The 11,857-nt window shown below is 71.4% G+C and carries 12 protein-coding genes; 3 read left to right on the top strand and 9 right to left on the bottom strand.

The window, feature by feature from the left end; translation table 11 throughout:
• Positions 1-6: 6 nt before the first annotated feature.
• The 9 genes from ABD207_RS20135 to ABD207_RS20175 form a co-directional block, all read right to left on the bottom strand.
• Positions 7-1,815 (bottom strand): sensor histidine kinase, encoded by a 1,809-nt coding sequence (locus tag ABD207_RS20135; protein WP_425580762.1) that lies wholly within the window; start codon positions 1,813-1,815, stop codon positions 7-9.
• Positions 1,816-1,831: 16 nt separating this feature from the next.
• Positions 1,832-2,719 carry a DUF5936 domain-containing protein gene (locus tag ABD207_RS20140; protein WP_343997651.1) on the bottom strand — a complete coding sequence of 296 codons (888 nt, stop codon included), beginning with the start codon at positions 2,717-2,719 and terminating at the stop codon, positions 1,832-1,834.
• A 13-nt stretch (positions 2,720-2,732) separates the two neighbouring features.
• The gene (locus tag ABD207_RS20145; RefSeq protein WP_344014493.1) at positions 2,733-3,677 is read right to left on the bottom strand and encodes a type II secretion system F family protein; all 945 of its coding nucleotides are present in this window, start codon (positions 3,675-3,677) and stop codon (positions 2,733-2,735) included.
• Positions 3,678-3,688: 11 nt separating this feature from the next.
• Positions 3,689-5,026, bottom strand: coding sequence for a TadA family conjugal transfer-associated ATPase (locus ABD207_RS20150; protein ID WP_344014494.1), 1,338 nt, complete (start codon positions 5,024-5,026; stop codon positions 3,689-3,691).
• A gap of 105 nt (positions 5,027-5,131) precedes the next feature.
• The gene (locus ABD207_RS20155; RefSeq protein ID WP_344014504.1) at positions 5,132-5,491 is read right to left on the bottom strand and encodes a TadE/TadG family type IV pilus assembly protein; all 360 of its coding nucleotides are present in this window, start codon (positions 5,489-5,491) and stop codon (positions 5,132-5,134) included.
• Between the two features lie 13 nt (positions 5,492-5,504).
• Entirely contained in the window at positions 5,505-5,918 is a 414-nt protein-coding gene (locus ABD207_RS20160) for a pilus assembly protein (protein WP_344014495.1), read from the bottom strand.
• The gene (locus ABD207_RS20165; protein WP_343997656.1) at positions 5,915-7,168 is read right to left on the bottom strand and encodes a CpaE/TadZ family protein; all 1,254 of its coding nucleotides are present in this window, start codon (positions 7,166-7,168) and stop codon (positions 5,915-5,917) included. The genes ABD207_RS20160 and ABD207_RS20165 overlap by 4 nt, the downstream gene beginning before the upstream one ends.
• A gap of 9 nt (positions 7,169-7,177) precedes the next feature.
• Positions 7,178-7,885, bottom strand: coding sequence for a Flp pilus assembly protein CpaB (gene cpaB, locus ABD207_RS20170; RefSeq protein WP_344014496.1), 708 nt, complete (start codon positions 7,883-7,885; stop codon positions 7,178-7,180).
• Between the two features lie 63 nt (positions 7,886-7,948).
• A complete protein-coding gene (locus ABD207_RS20175) occupies positions 7,949-8,764 on the bottom strand; it encodes a hypothetical protein (protein ID WP_344014505.1) in 816 nt (271 codons plus the stop codon).
• A 368-nt stretch (positions 8,765-9,132) separates the two neighbouring features.
• On the opposite strand from ABD207_RS20175, the gene ABD207_RS20180 reads away from it, so the two are divergent.
• The 3 genes from ABD207_RS20180 to ABD207_RS20190 are packed head-to-tail and all read left to right on the top strand — an operon-like array spanning position 9,133 to position 11,799.
• The gene (locus ABD207_RS20180) at positions 9,133-10,677 is read left to right on the top strand and encodes a hypothetical protein (protein ID WP_344014497.1); all 1,545 of its coding nucleotides are present in this window, start codon (positions 9,133-9,135) and stop codon (positions 10,675-10,677) included.
• A 19-nt stretch (positions 10,678-10,696) separates the two neighbouring features.
• The gene (locus tag ABD207_RS20185; RefSeq protein WP_344014498.1) at positions 10,697-11,377 is read left to right on the top strand and encodes a hypothetical protein; all 681 of its coding nucleotides are present in this window, start codon (positions 10,697-10,699) and stop codon (positions 11,375-11,377) included.
• A gap of 2 nt (positions 11,378-11,379) precedes the next feature.
• Positions 11,380-11,799, top strand: coding sequence for a hypothetical protein (locus tag ABD207_RS20190; protein WP_344014499.1), 420 nt, complete (start codon positions 11,380-11,382; stop codon positions 11,797-11,799).
• Positions 11,800-11,857 lie beyond the last annotated feature (58 nt).

The following is an 11,857-nucleotide window of genomic DNA, read 5'->3' on the forward strand; positions in this document are numbered from 1 at the left end:
ACGTCTTCATCGGGGCTGGGCCTCCCCGTGCGGCTGGGCGGCCGGCACCGGCGCGTGTGCCGGAACCTGGGTGGTGGTCAGCGCCGCCAGCGGCAGGTCCAGGCGGACCTCCGTGCCGCAGGGGTGCGAACCGCGGCCGATGCGGATGCGGGCGCCCACAGAGGCGGCCCGTTCGACCATGCCGAGGAGGCCGAAGTGGCCGGCCCGGCGAAGCTGCTCGAGATCGGTGCCGGGCGGGAGGCCGCGGCCGTCGTCGTAGATGCTGATGCGGAGCAGGTCACCGTGGACGCCGGCCTGGATCTCGACCTTGGTCGGTTCGGCGTGGCGGTGGGCGTTCTCCATGGCCTCGGAGGCGATGGTGAGGAGCTGGCGGGCCACCGCGGGCGGGACCGGCGGGACGCTGTGCTGCCCCGTGGGGCGGTAGGTGACCGCGAGGCCGGTGCGCTTGGCGAAGTCGCGCGTGCGGGCGGCCAGTTCCACGTGGACGTCCGTGCCCTGGGTCGGGTCGGACTCGCGGCGCAGGTCGGCGAGGAGTTCGCGGGACTCGGCGGCGGCGCGGCGGGCCGAGCGGGCGACCAGTTCGGCCTGCTCCCGGATCAGGACCGGGTCCATCCGGTCCGAGCCGGCGCTGCCGGCCAGGCCGTCCGCAGCCAGGGCCACGCCGTGCAGCGTCTTGGCCACGGAGTCGTGCATCTCCCGTGCCAGGCGGGCGCGTTCGGCGCTGACCGCCTCGGTCACCGCCAGGCGTGCCTGGACCGTGGTGAGGGCACGGGTCGCCTCGCCGAAGTGCAGCATCAGGTTGCGCAGGCTGGAGCCGACCGCGCCCGCGACGACACAGAGGCCGGGGAGGAGCAGCGTCTCCGCCGGGCCGCCGCTGGAGTCCTCCACGGTGGCGTAGACGAGGAGCAGGATCAGGCCCTGGAGGGAGGCGAAGAGCGCGGCGCCGCGCCAGCCGTAGACCAGGCCGGCGAGCAGCGGTGTGCAGACGCTCACGTAGGCGAGGGTGGTGTCGGGGCCCGCGGAGACGAGCAGCAGGGCGCCGAAGAGGGTGTCCGCGGCGAGCAGGACGGGATGGCGCAGGAGAAGGGGGCCGAAGCGTTCCCAGTCGCGGAAGAGGACGTAGGACGCCATGAAGGTGAGCACCACCGCGATGGCCACCAGGTAAGTGCCCCAGCCCGGACCGGCGTTGAGAAGGGCCGAGGGGGCGGCCAGGGCGATCATCGCCAGGCGGAAGCCGAAGACCTGCCGGCACAGGGCCTGGAGGGCGTTGACCTGAATGTCCACGTCGGGTGCGCCGGGCCGGGCCGCCGACTGCGCGGGCTGCATCTGACCGGCGGGCGGCTGTCCCTGCCCGGGCGCAGCAGGAGACGCGGGCCCAGGAGCAGGGGCGGGCGCAGAGGCCGGTGCGGGTGCAGGGGCATGGGCAGGGGCGGGTGCCGAGGCAGGGGCGGGTGCGGGCGCGCCGCCGTCTCCGCGCGCGCCGCCGTCTCCGCGCGCGCCGCCGTCTCCGCGCGCGCCACCGTCTCCTCGTGCGTCGCCGCCCGCCTCGCCCTTGCCGCTCTCTCCAGCGGGCGCGGAAGGCTGCGGCGGCACCGTCGAGGACTGCTCACGGGCGCCCCGCGCACCCCCCACCGGCTCCCACCCCGGCGGCAGCGCCGGCGTGACCGTGGTGACCGGGATGTCGGGGGCGCCCGTGCGGACGTGGGGCGGGAGGACCGTGCCCGCCGGGGGTGTGGTGATCTCCGGCGGACGCGCACGGCGGCGCAGCAGCCCCGTGCCCGTCGTGGACGTGCCCTTCTCTTCCCTCGTCGTCATGTCACCCCTCCCCCGTCTACTCCCCTGTGATGGAGCCGAAGTCGGTGCCGGAGCCGAGGATCAGGCCGGCGCCGAGCAGGATCATCGTGGCCGGGACCATGAACGTGGTGATCATCATGGTGGCCTTGGGCACCGCCCGTGCCGCCTTGCGGCGGGCGTTCTGGGCATCGGTGCGGCGCATGTCCTTGGCGAGGGCGACGAGCGTGTCCACGATGGGCGCGCCCAGTTCCTCGCCCTGCTGCAGTGCTGTCACGAACATGGCGACCTGTTCGCTGTCGTTGCGCCGCCGCAGTTCGGCGAAGGCCTGCCGGCGGCTCATGCCGAGGTCCATCTGGCGCAGGGTGATGCGCAGTTCGTCGGCCCAGGGGCCCTCGTACTTGGAGGCCACCCGGTCCAGGGCCTGGCGGAAGCCGAGGCCGGCGCTGACCACGACCGCGAGGACGTCGAGGAAGTCCGGCAGGGTGCGTTCGATGACGTCCTTGCGGACGCGGATCGCCGACCAGATGCCGACCTCGGTCCAGAACGCGCCGAAGGCGAGCAGCAGCAGCGCCACGAACAGCTGGCCGCGCATCAGGAAGACCAGGAAGCCGACGCCGCCGAGGAAGCCGTAGACGGCGCGGCGGGCGGCGTAACGGTCGATGGTCAGGCCGCCGGGGTTGCCGGCCAGGTCGATCTTGCGGCGGTACTTGGCGACCCGCTTGGGGCCCATCAGGCGCAGCACGGCGGGGGCGTAGCGCATGCCGAGGCGGTCGACGAGGGAGTCGACCGCGCCGGTGCGGGTGGAGCCGACCTCCAGGGCGAGGGCCAGGTCGCCGGGGAGTTTGGCCTCGGCGCGGTACATGCGGATGCCGGCGAAGATGCCCCAGACGCCGAGGCCCATCAGCAGCGCGAGCAGCAGACCCATGATTGCTGCCTCCTCAGACGTCGATGCGGGACAGGCGGCGGATGAGGACGAAACCGACCACGTAGAGGCCGAAGGCGACGATGACGGCGGCCTGGCCGACCGGGGAGCCGGTCATGCGTTCCAGGGCGCCGTCCTTGACGCCGTTCATCAGGAAGAGCGAGCCGACGCCGAGGACGGGGACGGCGTAGGAGGTCATGTTCACCTGGGAGAGCTGGGTGCGGACCTCGCGCCGGGTCTCCTTGCGTTCCTCCAGGGTCTCGGTGAGGTTGCGCAGGGCGCTGACCAGCTGGCCGCCGGCCCGGTTGGACAGCACGAGTGTGGTGACCAGGACCACCAGTTCGCGGGAGGGCAGACGGTCGGCGAGTTCGCCGAGGGCGTCGTCCATGGAGGCGCCGACGGCGAGCTGGTTGGCGACCTTGGCGAGTTCCTCGCCGGCGGGGGCCTCCAGCTCCTCGGCGGCCATGCCGATGGCGGTGCGCAGGGCGAGGCCGGCCTGGGTGGCGTTGGCCAGGATGCGGGCGAGTTCGGGGAGCTGGTTGATGAACTTCTCGATGCGTTTCTGGCGTTGCCAGTTGAGGAACTGCAGGGCCACCCAGATGCCGAGGAGTCCGGCGAGCGGGCCGAAGAAGGGGGCGAGGGTGGCCTGGCCGATGAGCCACAGGCCGGCGACCGTGGCCATCATGTAGACGAAGAACTCGCCGGGGGTGACGTCCAGGCCGGTGGCCGCCAGGCGGAGTTCGAGTTTGCGCCCGAGCCTGGTGCGGCGCAGCCGGCGGTCCAGGGCCATGAAGTGGCGTCGGCGGCCGACGACCGGTATCTGGCCGGTGGCGCTGAGCCGGTCCACCAGTGCCTGCCGCTGGGCCCTGCCCATGGCGTACGAGTGCACGCCGACGACCGCGAGGACGCAGGTCAGCAGGGTGATGCCGGTGGTCAGCGTGATCAGGTTCTGCAGTTCCATGGGGAGTGGTCCTACCTGGCTTCTCGGGTGGCGAGCTGGTCGGCGCTCCGGGCGACGCCGAAGGCCTGGGGAATGGGCTGGCTCGCCATGTAGAGGCGGTCGGCGGTGCGGCGCGGGAGCGGGAAGTACTCGAACCGGCCGTGGACGCGGCCGTCGGCGGCCATGGGCTGGGCGTTGAAGCGGGCGACGGTGGCCAGGCGGTAGGGCTCGCCGCCGTGGCTGTCGAGGATGGCGATCTCGGTGATGCGGCGGGCGCCGTCGGCGAAGCGGGTGAGCTGGACGATGACGTCGACGGCGCTGTTGATCTGGTCGTGGAGGGCGACGAACGGGATCTCCACGTCCGACATGGAGGCGAGGGTCTGCAGGCGCATCAGCGCGTCCTCGGCGCTGTTGGCGTGGACGGTGGCGAGCGAGCCGTCGTGGCCGGTGGACATGGCCTGGAGCATGTCCAGGGACTCGCCGCCGCGGACCTCACCGACGACGATGCGGTCGGGCCGCATGCGCAGGGAGTTGCGGACCAGGTCGCGGATGGTGACCCGGCCCTTGCCCTCGACGTTCGGCGGGCGGGACTCCAGGCGGATGACGTGCGGCTGCTGGAGCTGGAGTTCGGCGGAGTCCTCGATGGTGATGATGCGTTCGCCCTCGGGGATCAGGCCGGAGAGGGCGTTGAGGAGGGTCGTCTTGCCGGTGCCGGTGGCGCCGGAGACGATCACGTTGAACCGGGCCTGCACCAGCCCGGAGAGCAGGTGCAGCATGTGCTCGTCGAGCGAGCCGAGGCCGATCAGCTCCTGGAGGGTGAAGGAGCGCGGGAAGCGGCGGATGGTGAGGGTGGCGCCGGTCAGGGAGAGCGGCGGGATGATGACGTTGACACGTTCGCCGGAGGGCAGGCGGGCGTCGACCATCGGGTTGGACTCGTCCACGCGCCGGTTGACGGTGGAGACGATGCGCTCGATGGTCTGCATCAGCTGCTCGTTGGAGGCGAAGCGCAGCGGCAGCTGCTCCACCCGGCCGCCGCGCTCGACGAAGATGGCGTCGGGGCCGTTGACCATGATCTCGGTGATGGAGGCGTCCTCAAGGAGCGGCTCCAGGATGCCGAGGCCGAGGGCCTCGTCGACGACCCGGCGGATCAGCTGGGAGCGCTCCACGGTCGACAGGACCGGGCCCTCGCGGCTGATGATGTGCCCGAGGACGCGCTCCAGCCGGACCCGGCGCTCGGCGGCGGCCAGCGAACTCATCTCCGCGAGGTCGATCTCCTCGAGGAGCTTGGCGCGGTAGGAGGCGACCAGGTGGCCGTCCTCGCCCCGGCTGCCGTTCTCCTCGGGGGAGTTGATGCGTGCCCGCAGGCTCATGAGTCCCGTGCTCCTCGTTCTTCGTTCCGCGTGTCCTTGCTGGTGAGGTCTCTGGTGTCCTCGGCCGGTGCTCCTCGCGTCCGTGGTCGGGTCCCGTTGGCCGGGTCAGTGGTCGATGGGCATGGTGGCGGTCTTGACGGCCGGGTCGAAGTCCCAGCCCGGCACGATCGAGGGGATCTGGACGGTCGCCGTGACGGTGACCTCGTCGCCGCCCCTCGCCTCGGCGCAGTCGGTGCCGTCGGCCAGCCAGCTGCTGACGGCGTCGGCGCAGGCGGGCCCGGCGCCCTGGTCGAGGGAGGCGCTGCGCGCCCCGGCGCGGGCGGCGGTGCCGGCCTGCTGGGCGGTGTAGGCGATCAGGCCGAGCTGTACGGCGGCCATCGCGACGATGAGGAGGACCGGGATGAAGCCGAGGTATTCGAGGGCGGCCTGCCCCCGGTCCCGGCGGGTGCGGCGCTCGTACGGCATGTCGTACGGCATGTCAGCCCACCTCCTCCTCGACCGCGCCGGCGTGGCCGTTCACCTCGAAGGGGAAGTCGGCGGTGCCGGGGAAGAGAATGGGGACGTTCAGCTGCACGTCGGCGGTGACCATGCCGTCCCCCGTGGCGCAGTTCACCGTCGCGGCCCCCTTCCACGCGTCGGGCAGCTTGTCCAGCCCGGCTTCCTCGCAGGCGCCCTGGCGTGCGTCCGGCGCCGTCGCCGTGCCCGCCCGTACCGCCTCGTCGGCAGCATTCCCCGCGAGGGTGAAGGTGTATCCCACGAGTACCAGCTGCCACAGGACCACCAGCGTGATCAGTATGGTCGGTGTCATGCCGAGGAACTCGACGGTGACCTGGCCCCGGTCGCGGTCCCGTATGTGCCCGGGTACGGGCCGTGTTCCGGTCCGTGTTCTCATCCCCCTGCCTCCTTCCGGCGCCGGAAGCTGACCGCTCCCCGGTCGCCGCGCAACCGGCCCGCCTTGGGGGCGCCCTCGACGCTCTTGACCAGGCCGAGTTCACCGGCCAGCCCCCACAGGGCCTGCTTCACCGTGCTCTTGGCCTCGAGTTCGTGGACGCGGCCGGCGTCCACGACGGACTGCAGTTCCTTGTAGTGCGCGGGGATCGTCGTGGCGGCGACCGCCGTGCCGGTGATCTTCTGGATCAGCGGCGGCTGGATCTCCGTCGCCCGCGAGTGACGGTTGACGACGATCGTGGTCTCCTCCGCCTTGCGGATCTGGAGCCGGTCCCACATGCGCACCGCCCGCTTGGCACCGCGCACGGCGATCACGTCCGGGGTGGTGACCAGCAGGGCGGTGTCGGCCATCTCCACCGCGGCCGCCCCGGCGCCGCTGAGCTGGGCCCCGCAGTCGATGACCACGACCTCGTAGCGGGAGCGCAGGGCGCTGACGATCTGGCGGGTGGCGCGGTCGGTGACGTCCTCGCCGCGTTCGCCCTCGGCGGGGGCGAGCAGCAGGGCGACGCCGGTGTCGTGGCGGAAGACGGCGTCGGCGAGGACCCGCGGGGAGATGTCGTTGACCGCGGCGAGGTCGACGACCGAGCGGCGGAACTGCACGTCCAGGAAGGACGCGATGTCGCCGGTCTGCAGGTCCATGTCGACCAGTGCGGTGGCGCGGCCGGACGCCTGCGCGGCGAGGGCGAGCTGGATGGCGGTGAGGGTGGTGCCGACCCCGCCCTTGGCGCCGCAGACGGTGACGACGGTGCCGCCGACGCCGGTGAAGACGTCACCCCCGGTGCCCAGATGGCGCCGTACGCCGATGGACCACTGGGCGACGGCCTGGACGCGGCTGGCGAGTTCCTCGTAGCTCAGCGGCAGGGCCACCAGGCCGCGGGCGCCGTAGTCCATGGCGGCCTGGAAGAGGCCGGGGCTGGCGTCGGAGGTGACGAGGATGACGCCGACGGCGGGGAACCGCAGGGCGACCTCGCGGATCAGCTCCAGCGCCGGGACGGGGCCGATCCGTTCGTGCACCACCACGACCTCGGGCAGCTCGTCGACGGACTCGGCGGCCAGGCGCGCCAGGGTGTCGATGAGCTGCGTGGAGTCGACCACCGGGGCCACCGGCTCGGCGTCCGGGAGCTGGCTGAGCAGGGTGGTGATGGACCGGATGGCGTCCGCGTCGCCGACTGCCGGGAGGATCCTGGTGGACATGCGGGCCTCTCACTTGTCCTTCGCGAGTTCGTACGTCCGCTGTGAGTCGGGCACGGTGGTGTCGCTGCCGGGGGCGACCAGGGCGAGCCGGACCCGCTGGGCGAACGACTCGGCGTAGGTGATGCGCTGGGCGTCGATGGTGGACAGCGCGAAGGTGATCGGGACGGCGTCGGTGGGCTGCCGGCCGCGGTCGTTCTCGTCGGGCTTCAGCGGGGTGAGCCTGCCGACGTCGAGGACCTTGGCGTTGGTTACGATGATCTTGGACTGAGCGGGGTCACCCTCACGCTCTCCGTCGAAGGTGGCGTACACGTTGACCGTCGAACCCGGCGTGATCTTGCCGGCGACGCCGGTCGCCGCATCGATCATGATGGCGACCTCTTGCTGCCCGGGCTGCAGAGCGGGCTGATCCACGATCATGTCGCTCTGCAGCAGGGAGCCCTTCTGCAGGGTGGTGACGGCGATCTTGCCCTCGATGTCGCCGAGGTCGGTGACCGCGTTGTCGGACAGCCAGCGCTCGGGCATCTTGATTTTCTCGAACTGTCCCGTGCTGAGCGCGGTATAGGGCGGGACATCGGATTTCAGCCGGTACGCGGTGACCTCGGGGCCGACCTTGGACTTCACGTCGCTGATGACGGAGAGCACGCCGGCGAAGGCGCCGAGGGCGCACAGGACCGACAGGATCAGGAGTATCACGCCGCGGCGCTGACGGGAGTTCATGAACCGTACAACCTCATTGGGGATATCGGTCGAGCGGAATCGGTGGGTGTCGCGGACGGGCGCTCAGGCCCGCTGGGCGAGCGGATGCCCTTCGGGAACGGGTGGCGTGGCGGAGCAGAAGACGCAGCGGTCGCCGATGACCTCGATGCCGCACCAGTGGCAGGCACCGCGCCGGACGGACGTGACCAGTTGGTAGAGGACGGACAGGTCGGGCAGATACGTGCAGAACTCGATGAGCTTGCCGGTGCCCCACCAGCCCGGGGACTCGGCGGGCAGCGGCGTCTCGCGCAGTCCCTGCACGTTCCAGGACGGGGCGAGGGTGGAGGTCACCCAGTCGGACTGGAGCTGGCCCTTGGCGACCAGCATCCAGGTGCCGAACTCCGGCCCGTCCAGCTTGGTCTCCGGTCCCAGGCGGACCAGTTGCGGCTGGGGGTGGGCGAGGACGGCGAACTGGCTGCCGGGCACCCAGGATCTGGCGTGCTGCTTCAGGTCCACGGGGACCCGGTCGAGCCGGGCGACCGAGGCGAGCAGGGCCCCGGAGTGGATGTAGTGGACGAGCAGCCGGCCGGCCGAGGCGAGGACGCCGGGGCCGAGGTCGCAGGAGGCCAGCTGGCGCAGCTGGCGGACCAGGGCGGCCAGCCCCAGCGGCGGCAGGTCCGGGGTGAACAGGGCGATGCGGTCGCTCTCCAGCAGCGAGCGCAGGGTGTGCAGCCGCCGCTGGACGGCGGTGGGCGTGGCCCGGGAGCAGACGACGATGACGTGCCCGGCCTGTTCGACCAGCAGCTGCACTTCGGTCAGTGCCTGTTCCAGCGGGCGGGTGTCGATGTCCTTGAGCACCACGGCAGGCAGCGTCCGGTCGTCCTGCGGCGGCAGCACCATGTCGGCACTGGTCACGGCGATGGCAGTTGGCACGCGCAGCTCCCCGTTCTCCCCTAGCCCTCGGTGCACCGGGTGTGACGCCGGAGCACCCTGATGACTTCGCTGCGTGACTACCTCAGCACTGTATCCACGGCCCTGTGACCGTAGAACAGCGATTGTGTAGCTGAACAGCAACTGCCGTCGCACAAGGTGCAGCAAAACGGGGCAGGTTGAGCATCTCGCCGGTCCGGTTCGGTCCCTCGGGGGACGGCGCCGAACGCACCGGCTTGACGCTGGGCCCCGTTTTGGGCCCCGGGGCCCACGCTTCCCACCCGTCGCCCTCCTTACGCTCGCCCAGCACCGAGGACACGGGAGAGGGGGCGAGGCGGATGAACCGTTCAACACGGGCGAGTTGGGGCGATCGCGGGGCCACCGGGACCGAGTACCTCGGGATGATCGTGGTCACCGTGGCGATCGTACTGGCGGTGTCGGCGACCGGCGTCGGGCAGCTGATCCACGACGAGATCGCCGCGCTGGTGTGCCGGGTGACGGGTGGCGGGAACTGCGGCGGGGGCGACAACACGGCAGAAAAGCCGCTCACCGACGCCGATTTCGAGCCGACGTTGTGTCAGGTGTCGTCCGTGACCGACAAAGCGGGCTCCAAGGCGAAGATCCTCTTCTTCGAGATCGGCCGGGAGTACGGCTTCCAGGAGCAGCGGCTGCAGGCGAAGAACGACGTCAACGGGGACGGCAAGGTCGACGACAAGGACCAGGTGGTGTACCTGACGTTCACCGACGCCGCCTCGGTCGCCGCGAAGAAGGACTTCAAGCCCGGGATGAAGGTGGGCCGTTTCGGCACCGACACGGTCGAACTGGGCGCCGGCATCAAGGTCACCAACGGCGACACCTGGGTGTTCGAGAGCGCGGAGGAGGCGGAACGGTTCCGCAAGGACGTGGAGAAGCTGCAGATGTACGAGATGCGTCGGACCATGCCCGGCGGCGCGGAGGCCGGCCTCGGCGACAGCATCCTTTACCTCTTCGGCACCGGTCCGCTGAAGGAAGAGGAGGAGACCCGGGAGCGGGTCGAGGAGAACCTCGGCGGCAACCGGCAGATCACCTACGGCAAGGTGGGCCTCGACGCCTCGGCGTCGGCCGGCCTGAAGCTGTCCGCGGGCGACGAGCGCAAGCTGAGCGCGGCACTCGGCGGCACCTTCAAGTACTCCCCCGAGATCACCTGGACCGACAACGCCTACAAGGGCACCAAGTCGTACACCTACTCCTCCTCCATCGAGTACGGCACCAAGGCCGGCTACGAGGCCGGCCCGATCAGCGGGGACTACTCGGCCGGCACCACGCAGACCGGCACGGTCACCGTCACCTACGACAAGAAGACCGGCAAGCTGGTCCGCATCGACATGACCCGCACCGTGGAGCGGGGCGGCCAGCGGGACGGCGCCAGGGCCGGCGGTGACAACGGCAAGGAGGGCGACGACAAGCGGGGCGGCAGCGCCGGCGCGAAGGGCACCGACTCCAGCACCGGCATCGAGATCGTCACCACCTCCGTCTCCTTCGACCCGGGCAAGGCCGGCGACCGCGACCGGGCGATCGCCGAGCGTTGGCTGGACGGCACGAACGAGCAGGTGGGGGCGCCGTTCCGGTACATGTTCGGCTCGGACGACCTCACCCCGGTCAAGCGGCCCGGCGCCGACGACCCCTTCGGGCAGCTGGTGTTCGACAAGGGGCGCTCCAGCCGGATGGCATACACCGGCGAGGTGAACGCCGCCGAGTACGGCTTCGAGCTGAACCTCGGGCTCAGCCTCGGGATGACGGTCAGCACCGAGCAGAAGAAGGAGACCCTGACCGACGCGGAGTTCCTCGGCGCACCCCGCGGGGACCGCCGCTCCTACATTCCCTACAGCTACTGTGCGAACTGACCGGACAAGGAGCCCCCACATGCCCTCATTCTCGATGCCCGGCCGCACACCGACCGGCCGCACCCTGGCCCGCCGCGCCCTGGCCCGCCGCCCCTTGATCGGCCACACCTCGACCGGCCGCACGTGGACGGGCCGCACCTTGCCCGGCCGCTCCTGCGCGGCGGCCGGACTGCTCGCCCTGCTGCTGACCGCCTGCGGCAGCGGCTCGTCCTCGTCCTCCTCGTCCGCCGAGGTGCCGGACGGCTGGCGGACCCTCGAGACTCCGCGCGTCTCGGTCGCCTACCCGGAAGGCTTCCGGGAGCAGAGCGACGCCGAACGCAGCAAGCACAACGCCGCCGCCGCCGAACTGCGCGAGGACGGCCGCACCGTCGCCCTGATCACCGTGCAGCTGGACTTCACCCGGGCGAACTCCGCCGAGCAGGCGGCCATCGCCGCGGAGGCCGGCATCCAGCTGGGAGCCGACGTCAAGAGCACCAAGGAGGTCGAGCTGTCCGGCACGGACGACGCCCGCCGCATCGACTTCACCTTCACCGCGACCGGCGAGGGCGGCGGCCCCGCCAAGGGCGCCACGGTGAAGGGCGTCATCCTCACCGGGCTGGACTCCGAGCAGGAGACCTTCGCGGTACGCATCGACGCCCAGCGCGGGAAGATGGCGGACGCCGACCTGAAGCGCATCGTCGACTCGGTGGAGGTGCGGTAGCGATGGCCGTCGACGCACCGGTCAGGCCTGCCCCGGCGTTCATACGGGCCTGGGCGGCCGGAGTGATCGTCCTGGTGGCGACGGAGGTGCTCCAGGCGTCACTGGTGAACGACTACCTGGTGGGCCCCGAGGGCGTCCACTCCTTCGGCGCCGCCCTGGGCCTGGTCCACCTGCCCAACCTGGTGTGCGTGGTCCTGGCGACCTGGGCGGCGGCCCGGATGCACCCGGAGCCCTGGCGGGACGTCCCCTGGCAGCACACGGTGGCATCCTGCGCGGTCCCCGTCGCGGCCCAGATCCTCTCCCTGACCCTCCACCACGAGCGCGGCGGCCTCGGAACGCTGGGCTTCTGGATGTCCACGGGTGTCCTGCTGGCGGGCTGCGCGCTGGGGATGCTGGTGGACCGGTGGCGGGAGAGCAGTTAGCCTCGCGCTTTCATGAAGCGGGCTGTCCGGCAGGCGGTCAGGAAAGCAGAAAGTGCCC

It is taken from the genome of Streptomyces thermospinosisporus (assembly GCF_039526425.1).
Taxonomy (GTDB): Bacteria; Actinomycetota; Actinomycetes; order Streptomycetales; family Streptomycetaceae; genus Streptomyces; species Streptomyces thermocarboxydovorans.

Coding starts and splice junctions, on each gene's coding strand:
- ABD207_RS20135 (WP_425580762.1), bottom strand. CDS start 1,815: ATGACGACGAGGGAAGAGAAGGGCACGTCCACGACGGGCACGGGGCTG.
- ABD207_RS20140 (WP_343997651.1), bottom strand. CDS start 2,719: ATGGGTCTGCTGCTCGCGCTGCTGATGGGCCTCGGCGTCTGGGGCATC.
- ABD207_RS20145 (WP_344014493.1), bottom strand. CDS start 3,677: ATGGAACTGCAGAACCTGATCACGCTGACCACCGGCATCACCCTGCTG.
- ABD207_RS20150 (WP_344014494.1), bottom strand. CDS start 5,026: ATGAGCCTGCGGGCACGCATCAACTCCCCCGAGGAGAACGGCAGCCGG.
- ABD207_RS20155 (WP_344014504.1), bottom strand. CDS start 5,491: ATGCCGTACGAGCGCCGCACCCGCCGGGACCGGGGGCAGGCCGCCCTC.
- ABD207_RS20160 (WP_344014495.1), bottom strand. CDS start 5,918: ATGAGAACACGGACCGGAACACGGCCCGTACCCGGGCACATACGGGAC.
- ABD207_RS20165 (WP_343997656.1), bottom strand. CDS start 7,168: ATGTCCACCAGGATCCTCCCGGCAGTCGGCGACGCGGACGCCATCCGG.
- cpaB (WP_344014496.1), bottom strand. CDS start 7,885: ATGAACTCCCGTCAGCGCCGCGGCGTGATACTCCTGATCCTGTCGGTC.
- ABD207_RS20175 (WP_344014505.1), bottom strand. CDS start 8,764: ATGGTGCTGCCGCCGCAGGACGACCGGACGCTGCCTGCCGTGGTGCTC.
- ABD207_RS20180 (WP_344014497.1), top strand. CDS start 9,133: ATGAACCGTTCAACACGGGCGAGTTGGGGCGATCGCGGGGCCACCGGG.
- ABD207_RS20185 (WP_344014498.1), top strand. CDS start 10,697: ATGCCCTCATTCTCGATGCCCGGCCGCACACCGACCGGCCGCACCCTG.
- ABD207_RS20190 (WP_344014499.1), top strand. CDS start 11,380: ATGGCCGTCGACGCACCGGTCAGGCCTGCCCCGGCGTTCATACGGGCC.